This is a genomic window from Pseudomonas sp. AA-38 (assembly GCF_029457475.1).
Taxonomy (GTDB): domain Bacteria; phylum Pseudomonadota; class Gammaproteobacteria; order Pseudomonadales; family Pseudomonadaceae; genus Aquipseudomonas.
In genome coordinates this window covers 3921173-3935881 of record NZ_CP120359.1, presented here as the reverse complement: position 1 = coordinate 3935881, position 14709 = coordinate 3921173, and the positions used below count along the sequence as shown (strand labels likewise).

The window sequence follows — 14709 nt, the reverse complement described above, 5'->3', positions numbered from 1 at the left end:
ATTGGTGCTTATGAGTGATAAAAAAGTTCCTGATGAAATAGAATTGTCATCCGTCATGGCGTTCGAGATGCCCCTGTTTCAGGCCCTGCGGCGCCTCCAGCAGGCAGGGGAGGTGCACGCCAAGCGCCTGTCTCGTTTCGGTGGGCTGACGCCCATGCAACTGATGGTGCTGCAGGTGCTGGCCAGCGAGACGCGGCTGACCGCCAGTGTGCTCAGCAGTCGCGTCAGCCTGACGGCCGCGACGCTATCTGGTCTGCTTGATCGCCTCGAGGAGCGCGGTTTGCTGCAACGCCAGCGCGACGACCAGGATCGCCGCCGCCAGTGGCTGTTGATCACCGATGCCGGCCGCGAACTGATCAAACAGGCTTCGTCGCTGATGCCACCGGAGTTCAACCAGCGTTTCGCCGCTTTGGCCGATTGGGAGCGCCACAGTCTGGCAGCGGCCTTGCTGAGGGCGGCCGAGCTGTGCGGTGAAATGGACTGAGGCAAGGCGCTTTATTTCAGAAAAATTCAAGCAGGGTGTTGACTTAGCACCGCCGCCTGCATAAAGTGCGCGCCTCGCTAAGGCACATGGGTGGTTAGCTCAGCCGGGAGAGCATCTGCCTTACAAGCAGAGGGTCGGCGGTTCGATCCCGTCACCACCCACCATTAGCGAATTTGGACGCAAGTCCAGCCGACGCGCAGCGGTAGTTCAGTCGGTTAGAATACCGGCCTGTCACGCCGGGGGTCGCGGGTTCGAGTCCCGTCCGCTGCGCCATTATTTCCCGGATCGACCTTGGGTCGGTTCGAGATGGTAAACCCAGCAGGGTGCCATCGGATGCTACAGAGTTTCATGAGTTACTTGGACGCAAGTCCAACCGACACGCAGCGGTAGTTCAGTCGGTTAGAATACCGGCCTGTCACGCCGGGGGTCGCGGGTTCGAGTCCCGTCCGCTGCGCCATATACGAAACCCGTCGATCGCAAGATCGACGGGTTTTTTATTTCTTGCGGGATCGGCGCTAGCCAGGCTCCGGGCGAGCATGGATTCGCTTTTGCGCTGCAATAAAAAAGCCCCGCACTAGGCGGGGCTCTTTTTCAAGCGATCAGCGCAGATCAACCAACGATCTGAACTTCTTCAGCTTGCATGCCTTTCTGGCCACGGGTAGCCACGAAGGAGACCTGCTGGCCTTCCTTCAGGGTCTTGAAGCCGTCAGCCTGGATGGCTTTGAAGTGTACGAACAGGTCGTCACCGGATTGCGGGGTGATGAAGCCGTAGCCTTTCTCATCATTGAACCACTTGACGGTGCCGTTCTGACGATTGGACATGTGATGTCTCCTAAACAGAATTGATAACAGCCTCGGAAAAGCCCAGGCCGGGACTGAGTGCAACGAGTACTAGGAGTCGGACGATGTTTGGATCGAGATCTAGGCATCAAGTAGCGATTCGCGGTGACACATGCAGCACAGTGATCACACCATACGTGTTTTTATCGCCAAGTGCGAATGCTGGATGCAGCTTTTTTCGCAAATATTGCGCAATGAGCCTGTTGCCGGTCTTTGAAGCGTGGCACCAGCCTCGGTAAGATGCGCTCACTTTTCTTGCAACGACCCAATTCAGGACCTTCGCCATGAGCATCAAATCGGACAAGTGGATTCGCCGCATGGCCCAGGAACAGGGGATGATCGAACCCTTTGTCGAGCGCCAGGTGCGTGGCGCCGATGCCAGCCGCGTGATCTCCTACGGGGTGTCCAGCTACGGCTACGACGTGCGCTGTGCCGATGAATTCAAGGTGTTCACCAACATTCACTCGGCCATCGTCGATCCGAAGAACTTCGACGAGAAGAGCTTCGTCGATATCAAGAGTGACGTCTGCATCATTCCGCCGAACTCCTTCGCCCTGGCCCGCACCGTGGAATACTTCCGCATCCCTCGAGACGTGCTGACCATCTGCCTGGGCAAGAGCACCTATGCGCGTTGCGGCATCATCGTCAATGTCACGCCGCTGGAGCCGGAGTGGGAAGGCCACGTGACCCTGGAGTTCTCCAACACCACCAATCTGCCGGCGAAGATCTACGCCAACGAGGGCGTGGCGCAGATGCTGTTCCTGCAGTCCGACGAGGCCTGTGAAGTGTCATACCGTGACCGGGGTGGCAAGTACCAGGGCCAGACCGGCGTGACCCTGCCCAAGGCCTGAATGCCTGGCAGCGCTACGAAGCCGGGCCATGCCCGGCTTTTTCATGGGCGAAGTCATTGGTCGAAAAGGCTGAATCTTCCCGAGCGGGCAGCACTCAACCTGCTACAGCCCACGCTCAGGAGAGCCCGCCATGTCCCTTGTCGACCTCAATGCTGCCGCCATTCCCGGCCAGCCCAATCCCGACGTGCCGGATCAGCCCGGTAAACCCGTGCCGCCGCAGGAGCCGGGCGAGCCGACCTTGCCTGATCAGCCGCCTCCTGCGCCGGTTGCCGGTTGCCGCCCTCGAGAAATCTGCGAGCGCAGCGCACGTCCGGCCGAGCGAGTGGTCAACGGACGGTTCTGAGAGGGCGCTCCATCCCCATGCCGAATACGAAGAAGCCGGGTAATGCCCGGCTTCTTCGTTATGCCTGCGAATTATCAGGGCACCAGCGGCAGCTCGCGCTTGTGGCGAGTGTTGTCGTAGGTGCGCACGATGGTGGCATAGGCTTCGTCGCTGACCTTTTCGCCATGCAGAAAGGCGTCGATCTCGGCATAGGTCACGCCGTGCGCTTCCTCGTCCGGTTTGCCTGGGCGCAGCTCTTCCAGGTCGGCGGTCGGGGTTTTCATCACCAGGTGCTGCGGTGCGCCCAGATGTGCGGCAATGGCGCGCACCTGCTTCTTCACCAGGCCGGACAGCGGGGCGAGGTCGCAGGCGCCGTCACCGAACTTGGTGAAGAAGCCCATTACCGCTTCGGCAGCATGGTCGGTGCCGATCACCAGGCCATTGTTGGCGTTGGCGATGGCGAACTGGGCGACCATGCGGATACGCGCCTTGATATTGCCGACGACGAAGTCGCGGCGTGCATCGCTGAGTTTCTGCAGATGGGTGACCTGCTCGCCGAGGCCGGTCACGCTGCTGGCGATATTGACCGTGTCCTCTTCATCGGCGCGGATGAATTTCAGCGAATCCTGGGCATCGTGCTCGTCGTGCTGAGCGTTGTGCGGCAGGCGCACGGCGATGAAGCGGTAGGTGCTATCGCCGGTTTCCGCCCGCAGTTCCTCGACCGAGAGCTGGGCCAGACGCCCGGCGGTCAGCGAGTCGACGCCGCCACTGATGCCCAGCACCAGCACCTTGAGGCCGGCATTCTTCAGGCTGTTCTTGATGAAGGTCTTGCGCTTCTCGATTTGGGCGATCAGCGCGGCCTCGTCGGCGAAGGGCGGCACCACATCGAGGGCGGCGGCGATTTCGGCTTGGCGGTTGCTCATGTCGGTGTCCTCACTGGGCGTCAGGGACGCGAAAGACGTGTTTGAGGTAGTGGACGAAATTCTCGTCGCGGCATTGGGTCTTGCCGGGTGTATCGGAGATCTTGGCCACCGGCTGACCGTTGCAGGCGATCATCTTGATCACGATGTTCATCGGCTCGACGCCGGGGATGTCGCAGGTCAGGTTGGTGCCAACGCCGAAGCTTACGTGTATTCGCCCGCTAAGTGCACGGTAGAGCCGTAGCGACTTGGGCAGGTCGAGGCCGTCGGAGAACACCAGGGTTTTGCTCATCGGGTCGATGCCGAGCTTCTCGTAGTGGGCGATGGCTTTTTCCGCCCACACCAGCGGGTCGCCGGAGTCGTGACGCAAGCCGTCGAAGAGCTTGGCGAAGTACAGGTCGAAATCCGCCAGGAAGGCGTCCATGGTGATGCAGTCGGTCAGGGCGATACCGAGCAGGCCACGGTACTCACGTACCCAGCAGTCGAGCGCGGCGATCTGGCTGTCGATCAGGCGTGGGCCCAGTTGCTGGTGCGCCATCAGCCATTCGTGGGCCATGGTGCCGATGGGCTTGAGGTCGAATTCGCGTGCCAGGTGCACGTTGCTGGTGCCGACGAAACGGCCAGGGAAGTCGCGCTTGAGGATATGCACCGCCTGCTCCTGCACGCGGTAGGAGAAGCGCCTGCGGGTGCCGAAGTCGGCGAGCTGGAAGCCGGCCAGTTCGCTCGGCGAGGCTTCGGCCTTGAGCCAGTCGAATTTCTCGTAGAGGCGTTCGGCGGCCTGCTCCAGCAGGACTTCGCGGTAGCGATAGCGGTTGCGTACTTCGCTGACGACGGCCAGCAGCGGAACCTCGAAGAGGATCACGTGCAGCCAGGGGCCGCGCAGGCGGATGCTCAACTGGCCATCTTCGATGCTGGTGTGCACGTAGCGCAGGTTGAAGCGGAACAGGCTGAGGAAACGGATGAAGTCCGGTTTGATGAAGGAGATGCGCTCGAGGAAGGCGAGCTGGTCGACACTCAGGCTCAGTTCGCTCAGACGTTCGATCTGGTAACGGATCTCGGCCAGATAAGGGGTCAGATCCTCGCTGCTGCGGCAGCGGAACTCCCATTCCACCTCGGCGTTGGGGTAGTTGTGCAGCACTGCCTGCATCATGGTCAGCTTGTAGAAGTCGGTGTCCAGCAGGTTCTGCACGATACGCTCGGCGAAGATGCTCTCGCTCATCGCGGATTCTCCTTGGCTAAGAGGCTGTCTAGCTGTTCCAGGCTGGCGCTGAGGGTGATGCCGCGCTCGCGCATGGCGATGCAGGCGGCTTCGGCAGTTTCGCTGGCGATTGCGCGGCAGGCCGGCAGGTGGACGATCACCTCGAAGCCTGCACGGCGCAGTTGCAGGGCCGTGGTCTTGACGCAGTAATCCAGCGCCAGGCCGCCGACCAATACAAGGTCGACGCCATTTTGCCGAAGAAATTCGATCACGCCTGTGCTGCGTTTCTCGCCCAGGTCGTGATAGCAGGCGCCGTAGGGGTGCAGATCCGGCTCCACGCCTTTCCACACGAAATAGTCGTAATCCAGAGGCGCGGGCAATCCGTCCAGCAGCTCGAAACCGGGGTGCCGGGTACGCAATGGCTGACCCAGGTGAGGTCGGCATTGGCCAGCGGCAGGGGTTGCAGCATCTGCGCAGGTTCCGGCACCACCCAGGCGGCCTGCGGGCTATGGGCGTCCTTGCTGCCGAGGCGCAACTGCCCGCGCATGGCCATCTGGTTCAGCGCCGGCACTATGGTATCGCCTTCGGGTACGGGCAGTTCGTCGGGGCACAGCGGGGTAAAGCCTTTCTGAGCGTCTACGTCGAAGCTGGCGATCTTCATGGTGCGCCTCCTTCTTGCGCATGGGGTGACTACATATTTCATCTGGTGAAATATGTAGTCAAGAGGTTTTTCTCATCGGGGCGTGAAAGATGGCGGATTATTGGTCAAGATGAAGTAAGTGGTAAGGAAAATTGAGGGACGCGATGAGTGCAGTGGAGGTTCTGGCCGGGGTGGATATCGTGGCCCTGCGTCTGGGCGACGAAGGTGGTCTGCAGATGCTGCTGCTGCGCCGCCAGCGTGAGCCCTATGCCGGGCAATGGGCACTGCCGGGTGTGCTGGTCAACGGTCGTTGTGCCGATGCCAGCCTGGATGCCGCCGCCGCCCGTGCCCTGGCGGACAAGGCCAGGCTGCAGCCACAGTATCTGGAACAGGTGGCGACGGTGGGCAATGGCGTGCGCGACCCGCGTGGCTGGTCGCTGAGCACCTGCTACCTGGCGTTGCTGGCGCCGGGTGCCGAGGCGCAGGATGAAAACCTGCGCTTCGTCGAGGTGCAGGCGGTCACCCGCGGCGCGCAGGCGTTGCCTTTCGACCATGCGCAACTGGTACGCCTGGCGGTGGAGCGCCTGCAGGGCAAGTCGGTGTACAGCTCGCTGCCGCTATACCTGCTGGCGTCGCGCTTCACCGTGACCGAGGCGCTCGGTGCGTTCCAGGCCTGTCTGGGCCAGCCGCTGCAGCACACCACCTTGCGCGGGCGCCTGGACAGAATGAAGGCGCAAGGCTGGATCCATGACACCGGCGAGAAGAACTACCCGAAGATGGGTCGACCCCAGAACTTGCTGGAGCACCGCCCGGTGGCGACGGGCGCCTTCATCTTCGACCGCAGCCTGCTCGCCTGAACGCTGACAGGCCACCTGCGGACTGTCATCCTGTGCCGATGTCGTTCGCGCCACGAGATCTTCGCCATGCCCTTACAGAGCCTCGACTCACTCAATGCGCTGCCGGCCGCTACCTGGGATGCGCTGTTGCCCGAGCCGCAGCCCTTCGTGCGCCATGCCTTTCTCTCCGCACTGGAGGACAGCGGCAGCGTCGGCGGGCACAGTGGCTGGCAGCCATCGCATCGCCTCTGGTGCGATGAGAGTGGGCAGGTGCAGGCGGCGCTGCCGGCCTATCTCAAGCAGCATTCCTATGGCGAATACGTGTTCGACCATGCCTGGGCCGATGCCTGTCGGCGCGCCGGTATCGCCTATTATCCCAAGCTGCTCGGTGCCGTGCCGTTCTCGCCAGTCGCTGGTGCACGCCTGCTCGGCGCGGCGCAGGCGGCGGAGCAGTTGCTCGATGCCCTGAGCATCGCCCTGGAGGACGAGGGGCTGTCGAGCCTGCATGTCAACTTCACTTCGCCGGCTTGCGATCAGGTGCTGGCCGGGCGTGACGGTTGGTTGCAGCGCCTGGGTTGCCAGTTCCACTGGCACAACCGTGGCTATCGCGACTTCCAGGACTTTCTCGATGCGCTCAGCTCGCGCAAACGCAAGCAGATGCGCAAGGAGCGCGAGCAGGTGGCCGGGCAGGGCATCGAGTTCGACTGGCGCCAGGGCCATGAGCTGAGCGAGGCGGACTGGGATTTCGTTTACCACTGCTATGCCAATACCTACCATGTGCGCGGCCAGGCACCCTACCTGACGCGCGCTTTCTTCAGCCTGCTGGCCGAGCGCATGCCCGAGGCGATTCGCCTGGTGCTGGCGCGCCAGCATGGCCGTGCAGTGGCCATGGCCTTCTGCTTGGTGGGCGGCGATACCCTCTATGGGCGCTACTGGGGCTGCCTGGCCGAGTTCGACCGCCTGCATTTCGAGACCTGTTTCTATCAGGGCATGGCCCTGGCCATCGACGCCGGTTATGCACGCTTCGATGCCGGGGCGCAGGGTGAACACAAGCTGATTCGCGGATTCGAGCCGGTCATCACGCATTCCTGGCACCGTCTCTGCCATCCTGGCTTGCGTGCCGCCGTGGCGGATTTTCTCGAGCAAGAGCGCCCAGGCGTGCGCGCCTATGCCGAAGAGGCCCGTGGTTATCTGCCCTTCCGGTAGTTATGATCGCGCGCCTCGCGGTGATGGCACGCACGTCGGTAAGTGCCCGGTGCTGGAGTTTCCTGCAAAAAATCCAGAGTTTTTTGCAAGAAGCAGACGCGGTGCAACCTCTACATTCCGCCGTCGGCTGTTATCAGGCCGTTTTTGCCGGTGTCTTGCTAGGCTCTGTACGAAAGAACGCCGAAGGCTAATGCTTTTCGTAGATAGCCTAGGATGAACCGGGTACCACCTCCCATGATCCGTATCAACACGGCGTGGTGCTTGCGTGGTGTTCGCCCCGAGCGAATGCGTTTTGCCAATGCTGGGAGTGGCCGAGTCCACGCCCTATAACAACAAACGAGAGGGGAGCCCCCCAAATGACAGCTAGTACTCCAATGCTGGTCACCTTCGTGGTGTACATCGCCGCCATGGTGCTGATCGGTCTGATCGCCTATCTGCGTACCAAGAACCTTTCCGACTACATCCTCGGTGGCCGCAGCCTCGGCAGTTTCGTCACCGCGCTGTCCGCCGGTGCTTCGGATATGAGCGGCTGGTTGCTGATGGGCCTGCCGGGCGCCATCTTCGTTGCCGGTATCTCGGAAAGCTGGATTGCCATTGGCCTGGTCATCGGCGCCTACCTGAACTGGCTGTTCGTGGCCGGCCGTCTGCGTGTGCAGACCGAGCACAATGGTAACGCGCTGACCCTGCCGGACTACTTCACCAATCGTTTCGAGGACAACAGCCGCATCCTGCGTATCTTCTCGGCGCTGGTGATCCTGGTGTTCTTCACCATCTACTGCGCCTCCGGCGTGGTGGCCGGCGCCCGTCTGTTCGAGAGCACCTTCGGCATGTCCTACGAAACCGCACTGTGGGCCGGCGCTGCCGCCACCATCGCCTACACCTTCATCGGTGGCTTCCTGGCGGTGAGCTGGACCGACACCGTGCAGGCCACGCTGATGATCTTCGCGCTGATCCTGACCCCCATCGTGGTGATGATCGCCACCGGTGGCTTCGACCCGGCGATGGTCGCCATCGAGGCGGTGGACGCGACCAACTTCGACATGCTCAAGGGCGCTACCTTCGTCGGCGTGATCTCGCTGATGGCCTGGGCTATTTCGGCCAGCCGCATATCCTGGCGCGCTTCATGGCGGCCGACTCGGTGCGCTCGATTCCGGCTGCCCGTCGCATCTCCATGACCTGGATGATCCTGACCCTGGCTGGCGCTGTTGCTGTGGGCTTCTTCGGCATCGCCTACTTCTCGGCACACCCTGACGTAGCCGGCCCGGTCGGCGAGAACCCGGAACGCGTGTTCATCGAGCTGGCCAAACTGCTGTTCAACCCCTGGATCGCCGGCATCCTGCTGTCCGCCATCCTCGCTGCGGTGATGAGCACCCTGAGCTGCCAACTGCTGGTGTGCTCCAGCGCCCTGACCGAAGATTTCTACAAGGCCTTCCTGCGCAAGGGCGCTTCGCAGACCGAGCTGGTCTGGGTCGGCCGCGCCATGGTGCTGCTGGTGGCTCTGGTGGCCATCGCTCTGGCCGCCAACCCGGATAACCGCGTACTGGGCCTGGTGTCCTACGCCTGGGCTGGTTTCGGTGCTGCCTTCGGCCCGGTGGTGATCCTCTCTCTGGTGTGGAAGGGCATGACCCGCAACGGCGCACTGGCCGGTATGCTGGTCGGTGCGGCTACCGTGATCGTGTGGAAGAACTGGATCGGCCTGGGTCTGTACGAGATCATTCCGGGCTTCATCCTCGCCACCCTGGCCATCGTCGTCTTCAGCCGTATCGGTCAGGCGCCGAGCGCCTCGATGATCAGCCGCTTCGACAAGGCCGAGCAGGAATACAAGTCGGTATAATCCGGCAGGCTGTACAGAAGGCGATGATTGCACGGCAGTCATCGCCTTTTTTCATTTCATGCGATCTGAACACGGAACTGCCTCATGCACAGCAACGATCCCTTGCACGGCCTCAGCCTGCAGACAATTCTCACCGCACTGGTCGAGCGTCTCGGCTGGGAGGGGCTGGCGCGCGAGGTGGACGTGCGCTGTTTCAAGCATGAGCCGAGCATCAAGTCGAGCCTGACCTTCCTGCGCAAGACGCCCTGGGCACGGGCCAAGGTCGAGGCGTTGTACCTGCAGACCTTCCGTGTAGGCGATTGAGTACCTGCCAGCAGCGTGATGCGTTGGCGTCGGTTTACTGCCAACTGATCCGGGTGGTGCTGGTAGGCGTTGTGCACAGCGTGGTGCTGGCGGCTTCGAGGTAGGGGGCCAGGATCGGTGCCATACCCTTGAGCACTTGCACCGGCAGTGCCGAGGTGAAGGAGAACCCCTCGGCGTCGCGCCCAGGCACGAAGGCGGTGAGGGTGCCGTAATGCCGCGGACCGAGGTAGAAGACGAAGGTGGCCGTGCGGTTGAGCGCCCGTGAACTGAGCACGCGGCCCCCAGAACCCACGCTTTCGATGCGGTTGTCGCCGGTGCCGGTCTTGCCACCCAGGGTCAGCAGTTGTCCGTCCGCCGGCTGGAAACTGCCCTGCAGGCGCCTGGCAGTGCCGCCTTCGACCACCTGCGAAAGGGCTTCGCGCAGCGCCGCAGCGACCTCCGAAGGCATGACCCGGCGCGCCTTGCTTCCTTCGTTGTGCAGGCGGGTTTCGTAGGGTGTGCCGACGGCGAAGTGCAGGCTTTCGATGCGTAGCACCGGCTGGCGGATGCCGTCGTTCTGGATGATGCCCATGAGCTCGGCCAGGGCCGCTGGGCGATCACCCGAGCTGCCCAGGGCGGTGGCCAGCGAGGGCACCAGATGGCCGAAGGGGTAGCCCAGGTTGCGCCAGCGCCGGTGGATGTCGGAGAAGGCCTCCACCTCCAGCATGATGCGAATGCGGCTGTCGCGGGCGCTCTTGTGCCGGCTGCGCAGGAGCCAGCCGTAGACCTCCTGACGCTCGCTGAAGCTGGCGGCGACGGCATCCTCGAAGCTGGCCTGCGGGTGGCTGGCGAGAAAGCCCAACAGCCACAGTTCCAGTGGATGCACCCGGGCGATGTAGCCCTGATCCGGCAGGCTGTAGGCACCGGGGGCATAACGCGTGTAGAGCTGCTCGATGCGTGCGTCGCTCAGCGCCTGTTGCGGTAGCTGTGCGCGCAGGAAGGCGGCGAAGCTGTCGCGCTCGGCGTCGGGGTGCAGGTAGCGATGCACGGCGGCCAGGCGTACTGGGGTTTGCTGCAGACCGCTGAGGAAGGTTTCCAAACGCAGTTGCTCGGGTTGGCCCTGGTACTTGCGCCAGAAGCGCAGGAGGAAGGTGCGCCCTTCGCGGTCGGCGAAACGCTGCAGATATTGCAGGCGGCGTGGATCCTCGTCGTCCTTGAGCAGTTCGGCGCTGTTCTGGTAGGTGCTGTAGCGCACCAGGTCGCGCATCAGGCGTACGAAGGGCAGGTTGATCGACTCGCGCAGCGCCTCGCGCACTGTGGGATTGCGGTCGTTGTCCTGGCGTCGGAAGTTGCCGAAGGTATGCACGCCGCCGCCGGTGAAGAAACGCTCGTGTGGGTTGGCCGAATAGCGCCGTTGTAGCGCGGCATCGAGCATGCTGGCCAGGTCGGCATCAGGATGCCGGCGCAGGTAATCGATGCTCCAGCGACTTAGCGGATCCTGTTCGGCGATATCCAGCGCAGCCAGCTCGGCGGCGGATTTTCCGGCATGGCGGCGATGCAGCTCGGCGATGATCTCCAGATAGGTGGTCAATACCCGCAGCTTGGCGGTGGAGCCCAGCTCCAGCTTGCTGCCTTCGTTGATGTCGAACGGCTGATCGGTGCTGTCGGTCTGCACCCGCACCAGGCTGCCATTGGCGGTGCGCTCGAACAGGGTGAAGCTGTAGCGCACGGCGGCGGTTTTCTGCGGTGACAGCAGGCGTTCGCCGAACAGCCCGATGTCTTCCGCGAAGCCCGGTTCGGCCAGGCGTTGCAGGTAGCGGCTGACGGCCTGCTGGAGATCATGTTGCAGCGTGCTGTGGGCGCTGAGATCGAGGCGGTCGAGGTCATACAGCGGCATGCCCAGCAGGCTGGACAGGCGCGAGCGCACCACGCTGATGCCCTTGTCGTTCTCCACCGTGCGCAGGTTGGGCTGCAGTGCCCAGTCGCGGTACTCCATGGGCTGATCCAGTGCGGCGTCGCGCAGCTTGGAGTCAATCACCCCGGCACTGGCCAGTAGGCGGATATGGCTGTCGGTCAGGGCTTGCAGATCCTTGCGACCCTGGGCCAGGTAATAGGTCGGGCGACGCTGGGCGATCATCAGCGACAGCACCTGACGCAACGCCAGGCCCCGCTCGGCGGCACTGGCCTGGGGCGTGCGTGCAGGGTCGAGCAGGGCGTTGACCTGGGCGAAGTCGGCGCCGTACCAGATGTGCAGACCATCGGCCAGACCATGCACCTCGCCATGCCCGGGCGCCGCCGACAAGGGCACGCTGTTGAGGTAGTCGCGCACGATGCGCTGGCGTGCGGCCAGGGTTTGCGGGCCTTGCTGGTAAGCACGCACGCTGGCGGAAATCATCTGGCGCAGTTTTTCCCCGCCAGACAACGTCAGCCCGTCCGGGGAATGGCGGTACTTCTCCAGTTGCGTGGCCAGGGTGCTGCCACCGGCGGACTGATCCTGCATGTCGAGCAGCTTGCCGAGCTGCGACAGCGCCGCCATGGCGAAACGTGGCCAGTCGACGGCTGGGTTGGCCAGGGGTTGCGTGGGATCCAGCAGATGACGGTTCTCGATGAACAGCAGGCTGCTGACAACCAGGGGTGGGATGTCCGCGAAGCTGGCGTAGCCTTGTCGGGGATAGTGGAAGTCATAGAAGGGCAGGCCACGGCAGTCGGTCAGCGTCAGGCCGCTGCTGCTCTTCTCCACATAGGGCGGGAAGAACCCGCTCTGGCTGTAGCGCAGCAGTGCCGGAGAGAAGCGCACCTGCTCGGTGATGCTGAAATCGCGTTGCTGCAGGCGCTCGAGCAGCAGGGGCAGATAGGCGTAGCCCTGGCGTTTGTCGAACGGGCCGTCGCTGGGGTAGACGATGGCCGGGCTCGGCCCCGGCGCCAACTGGTAGGTCAGAGTGGCGGCATAGCGGCTCAGCTCACGGGACTGGAAATGCGCGCTGCGTAGCTCGAAGGCCAGTAGCAGGGCCGCGCCCAGTATCAGCAGCGCCAACAACGCATAGCAGAGCCGGCGTCTGTGCCGTCTCCTTTTGCGCGCCTGCATTCCTTGCTGCGAATGGTCGTACCGCTGAAAAGCGGAGTGCCTTGATACGCCCATGACCCACCACTCGTGCCACGCTCAGCTATCAGATGCTTGTCGTGTAACTGCAGTCTAGCCCGTCTACCCGATAGTTGCCGGGAGCCGTGCGTGCCTCTGCAATAGGCCCTAGAATGCCTAGGGTCTGTTGCCGTTCCGTCGCGGCCGTGCGCGAAACGGCAACAGACCCTAGCACGCCTCGCGCAAGGACTCCCCCATGCAACGCGATCACCGTGAACAATTGCAGTTGAGCTGGCAGGCCAATGCCGATGCCTGGGCGGCGGCGGTACGTGAGCAGCGCATCGAGAGCCGTCGCCTGGTGACCGATGCGGCGATCCTCCAGGCCGTGCTGGCCTTGCAGCCCAGGCGCGTGCTGGACATCGGCTGTGGCGAAGGCTGGCTATGCCGTGGCCTGTTCGAGCATGGCATCGAGTCGGTGGGTGTGGATGCTTCGGCGCCCCTGATCGAACAGGCGCGCACCGCCTGCAAGGGCGGCAGCCAGTACCGTGTGTGCGGCTATGCCGAATTGCAGAACCATGCCGAGCAGTTGGGGCGCTTCGAGGTGCTGGTGTGCAATTTCGCCCTGCTCGAAGAGCCGCTCGAAGCCTTCATGCAGAGCCTGCACGGGCTGTTGGCGCCGGGTGGCAGCCTGTTGATCCAGACCCTGCACCCCTGGCGCGCCAGCCACGGGGAGCCCTATCAGGACGGCTGGCGGGTCGAGGATTTCGCCGGTTTCGGTGAAGGTTTCAAGGCGCCCATGCCCTGGTTCTTCCGCACGTTGCAGTCCTGGTTGAGTCTGATCGCGGCCACTGGCTGGCGCCTGGAGTGGCTGCAGGAGCCACTGCACCCGGAAAGCGTGCAGCCGGTATCGCTGCTGCTGCTGCTCAAGCCGCTCTGATCATGCAATTGCTGCTGAATCTCGACGTTCCCGATCTGCCGGCTGCGGTGGCTTTCTATCAGCAGGCCTTCGGGCTGAGCGTCGGGCGAGTGTTGTTTGATGGCACGGTCGTCGAGCTGCTCGGCGCAGGCGTACCGCTCTACCTGTTGCACAAGGCCGCAGCCACTCCAGCGTGTTCGCAGGCCGACGTGCGGCGCGACTATCAGCGGCACTGGATGCCGTTGCATCTGGATCTGCTCGTCGATGATCTGGACACTGCGCGGGCGCTCGCTGCTGGCGCACAACAGGAAGGTGAGATCAGTGAACATGACTGGGGACGTCTGGTCACATTGAGCGATCCCTTTGGCCACGGACTGTGTCTACTGCAATGGCGTGGTGAGGGGTATGACCTGGTCAGAAGCCCTGTGGGAGAAAGCGATGCGCAGAATTGAATTGGCAGGCGTGCAGGTGCCGGTGATCGGCCAGGGCACCTGGCGTATGGGTGAGGATGAGCGCCAGCGCGCGCGTGAGGTCGCCGCACTGCGTGAAGGGCTGGATCTGGGGCTGAGCCTGATCGACACCGCCGAGATGTACGGCGAGGGTGGCGCGGAGCAAGTGGTGGGCGAGGCCATTGCCGGGCGCCGTGACGAGGTGTTTCTGGTCAGCAAGGTCTATCCGCACAACGCCAGTCTGGACGGTGTCCAGGCGGCCTGTGAGCGCAGCCTGAAGCGCCTGGGTTGCGAGCGTATCGATCTCTACCTGCTGCACTGGCGCGGTCGCCATCCGCTGGCGGAGACCGTCGAAGGCTTCGAGCGGCTGCGTGAGCAGGGCAAGATCGCGGCCTGGGGCGTTTCCAACTTCGATCTGGACGACCTGCTCGAACTGGATCAGCCGGCGTGCCGAACCAATCAGGTGCTGTACAACCTGGAAGCACGTGGCATCGAACATGATCTGTTGCCTTGGCAGCAGCGCGTTGGCATGCCGCTGATGGCCTACTGTCCGCTGAGTCAGGCGGGTGCCTTGCTGCATGAGCCCAGGCTGCGCCGGGTCGCCGAGCGGCATGGGGGGACGCCGGCTCAGGTAGCGTTGGCCTGGACACTCAGGCAGGACGGCGTGATTGCCATTCCCAAGGCGGTCGACAGTTCGCATCTGCGCGATAACGCCGCGGCGGCTGCCATTAGCCTGCAGGCGGATGACCTGGTTTTGTTGGATGAGGCCTTCGCACCGCCGCAGGGCAAGCGACCGCTGGAAATGGTCTGAAGGGGCTGGCAGCGTGGCATTGCCCCGGAACGGAAAGGCGA

General features: G+C 63.2%; 12 protein-coding genes, 3 tRNA genes and 3 pseudogenes. 13 read left to right on the top strand and 5 right to left on the bottom strand.

The genetic code is table 11. The features are described from left to right. Positions 1 to 10: 10 nt before the first annotated feature. The 4 genes from PVE35_RS18120 (at position 11) to PVE35_RS18105 (ending at position 941) form a co-directional block, all read left to right on the top strand. The gene (locus PVE35_RS18120) at positions 11 to 484 is read left to right on the top strand and encodes a MarR family transcriptional regulator (protein ID WP_268178506.1); all 474 of its coding nucleotides are present in this window, start codon (positions 11 to 13) and stop codon (positions 482 to 484) included. 88 nt (positions 485 to 572) lie between these two features. After that, positions 573 to 648, top strand: a tRNA-Val gene (locus PVE35_RS18115). Between the two features lie 32 nt (positions 649 to 680). After that, positions 681 to 757 (top strand) — tRNA-Asp (locus PVE35_RS18110). 107 nt (positions 758 to 864) lie between these two features. Then, positions 865 to 941 (top strand) — tRNA-Asp (locus PVE35_RS18105). 152 nt (positions 942 to 1093) lie between these two features. Here PVE35_RS18105 and PVE35_RS18100 read toward each other — a convergent pair. Further along, on the bottom strand, positions 1094 to 1306 hold the full coding sequence (locus PVE35_RS18100) for a cold-shock protein (RefSeq protein WP_268178504.1): 213 nt from the start codon (positions 1304 to 1306) through the stop codon (positions 1094 to 1096). Positions 1307 to 1608: 302 nt separating this feature from the next. Between PVE35_RS18100 and dcd the strand changes: the two genes are divergently transcribed. Next, positions 1609 to 2175, top strand: coding sequence for a dCTP deaminase (gene dcd / locus PVE35_RS18095; protein ID WP_268178502.1), 567 nt, complete (start codon positions 1609 to 1611; stop codon positions 2173 to 2175). Positions 2176 to 2244: 69 nt separating this feature from the next. Next, a pseudogene (locus PVE35_RS18090) lies at positions 2245 to 2446 on the top strand (hypothetical protein); the annotation flags it as partial. A gap of 146 nt (positions 2447 to 2592) precedes the next feature. Here the strand turns inward: PVE35_RS18090 and nadE are convergent. The 3 genes and pseudogenes from nadE to PVE35_RS18075 all read right to left on the bottom strand — a co-directional run bounded on the left by nadE (position 2593) and on the right by PVE35_RS18075 (position 5276). After that, complete coding sequence (gene nadE / locus PVE35_RS18085) at positions 2593 to 3420, bottom strand: ammonia-dependent NAD(+) synthetase (RefSeq protein WP_268178500.1); 828 nt, start codon at positions 3418 to 3420, stop codon at positions 2593 to 2595. Between the two features lie 10 nt (positions 3421 to 3430). Beyond that, positions 3431 to 4636 (bottom strand): nicotinate phosphoribosyltransferase, encoded by a 1206-nt coding sequence (gene pncB / locus PVE35_RS18080; RefSeq protein WP_268178499.1) that lies wholly within the window; start codon positions 4634 to 4636, stop codon positions 3431 to 3433. Beyond that, positions 4633 to 5276 (bottom strand): annotated as a pseudogene (locus tag PVE35_RS18075) (nicotinamidase). Before PVE35_RS18075 ends, pncB begins: the two are co-directional and overlap by 4 nt. Before the next feature lie 143 nt (positions 5277 to 5419). Between PVE35_RS18075 and PVE35_RS18070 the strand changes: the two are divergent. The 4 genes and pseudogenes from PVE35_RS18070 (at position 5420) to PVE35_RS18055 (ending at position 9434) form a co-directional block, all read left to right on the top strand. Continuing rightward, positions 5420 to 6112, top strand: a complete 693-nt coding sequence (locus PVE35_RS18070) for an NUDIX hydrolase (RefSeq protein ID WP_277372577.1) — start codon at positions 5420 to 5422, stop codon at positions 6110 to 6112. Between the two features lie 66 nt (positions 6113 to 6178). Continuing rightward, positions 6179 to 7297: a GNAT family N-acetyltransferase gene (locus tag PVE35_RS18065; protein ID WP_277372576.1), complete on the top strand. Its 1119-nt coding sequence runs from the start codon at positions 6179 to 6181 to the stop codon at positions 7295 to 7297. Positions 7298 to 7653: 356 nt separating this feature from the next. Beyond that, positions 7654 to 9131 (top strand): annotated as a pseudogene (gene putP / locus PVE35_RS18060) (sodium/proline symporter PutP). Between the two features lie 84 nt (positions 9132 to 9215). Then, positions 9216 to 9434 carry a VF530 family protein gene (locus PVE35_RS18055; protein WP_268178494.1) on the top strand — a complete coding sequence of 73 codons (219 nt, stop codon included), beginning with the start codon at positions 9216 to 9218 and terminating at the stop codon, positions 9432 to 9434. 34 nt (positions 9435 to 9468) lie between these two features. Here PVE35_RS18055 and PVE35_RS18050 read toward each other — a convergent pair whose 3' ends face one another. After that, complete coding sequence (locus PVE35_RS18050) at positions 9469 to 12498, bottom strand: transglycosylase domain-containing protein (RefSeq protein ID WP_277372575.1); 3030 nt, start codon at positions 12496 to 12498, stop codon at positions 9469 to 9471. A 250-nt stretch (positions 12499 to 12748) separates the two neighbouring features. Here PVE35_RS18050 and PVE35_RS18045 point away from each other — a divergent pair, with 250 nt between their 5' ends. Genes PVE35_RS18045 through PVE35_RS18035 form a run of 3 tightly spaced genes read left to right on the top strand, consistent with a single transcriptional unit; the run spans position 12749 to position 14668 of the window. Further along, positions 12749 to 13429, top strand: a complete 681-nt coding sequence (locus PVE35_RS18045; RefSeq protein ID WP_277372574.1) for a methyltransferase domain-containing protein — start codon at positions 12749 to 12751, stop codon at positions 13427 to 13429. A 2-nt stretch (positions 13430 to 13431) separates the two neighbouring features. Further along, positions 13432 to 13860, top strand: coding sequence for a VOC family protein (locus tag PVE35_RS18040; RefSeq protein ID WP_277372573.1), 429 nt, complete (start codon positions 13432 to 13434; stop codon positions 13858 to 13860). Next, positions 13847 to 14668: an aldo/keto reductase gene (locus tag PVE35_RS18035; protein WP_277372572.1), complete on the top strand. Its 822-nt coding sequence runs from the start codon at positions 13847 to 13849 to the stop codon at positions 14666 to 14668. Before PVE35_RS18040 ends, PVE35_RS18035 begins: the two co-directional genes overlap by 14 nt. Positions 14669 to 14709: the final 41 nt, after the last annotated feature.

Excerpts from the sequence above, each read along its gene's own strand:
- PVE35_RS18040 (WP_277372573.1), top strand. The coding sequence starts at position 13,432 with ATGCAATTGCTGCTGAATCTCGACGTTCCCGATCTGCCGGCTGCGGTG.
- PVE35_RS18070 (WP_277372577.1), top strand. The coding sequence starts at position 5,420 with ATGAGTGCAGTGGAGGTTCTGGCCGGGGTGGATATCGTGGCCCTGCGT.
- pncB (WP_268178499.1), bottom strand. The coding sequence starts at position 4,636 with ATGAGCGAGAGCATCTTCGCCGAGCGTATCGTGCAGAACCTGCTGGAC.
- PVE35_RS18050 (WP_277372575.1), bottom strand. The coding sequence starts at position 12,498 with ATGCAGGCGCGCAAAAGGAGACGGCACAGACGCCGGCTCTGCTATGCG.
- PVE35_RS18035 (WP_277372572.1), top strand. The coding sequence starts at position 13,847 with ATGCGCAGAATTGAATTGGCAGGCGTGCAGGTGCCGGTGATCGGCCAG.
- PVE35_RS18055 (WP_268178494.1), top strand. The coding sequence starts at position 9,216 with ATGCACAGCAACGATCCCTTGCACGGCCTCAGCCTGCAGACAATTCTC.
- PVE35_RS18100 (WP_268178504.1), bottom strand. The coding sequence starts at position 1,306 with ATGTCCAATCGTCAGAACGGCACCGTCAAGTGGTTCAATGATGAGAAA.
- PVE35_RS18120 (WP_268178506.1), top strand. The coding sequence starts at position 11 with ATGAGTGATAAAAAAGTTCCTGATGAAATAGAATTGTCATCCGTCATG.
- PVE35_RS18045 (WP_277372574.1), top strand. The coding sequence starts at position 12,749 with ATGCAACGCGATCACCGTGAACAATTGCAGTTGAGCTGGCAGGCCAAT.
- PVE35_RS18065 (WP_277372576.1), top strand. The coding sequence starts at position 6,179 with ATGCCCTTACAGAGCCTCGACTCACTCAATGCGCTGCCGGCCGCTACC.
- nadE (WP_268178500.1), bottom strand. The coding sequence starts at position 3,420 with ATGAGCAACCGCCAAGCCGAAATCGCCGCCGCCCTCGATGTGGTGCCG.
- dcd (WP_268178502.1), top strand. The coding sequence starts at position 1,609 with ATGAGCATCAAATCGGACAAGTGGATTCGCCGCATGGCCCAGGAACAG.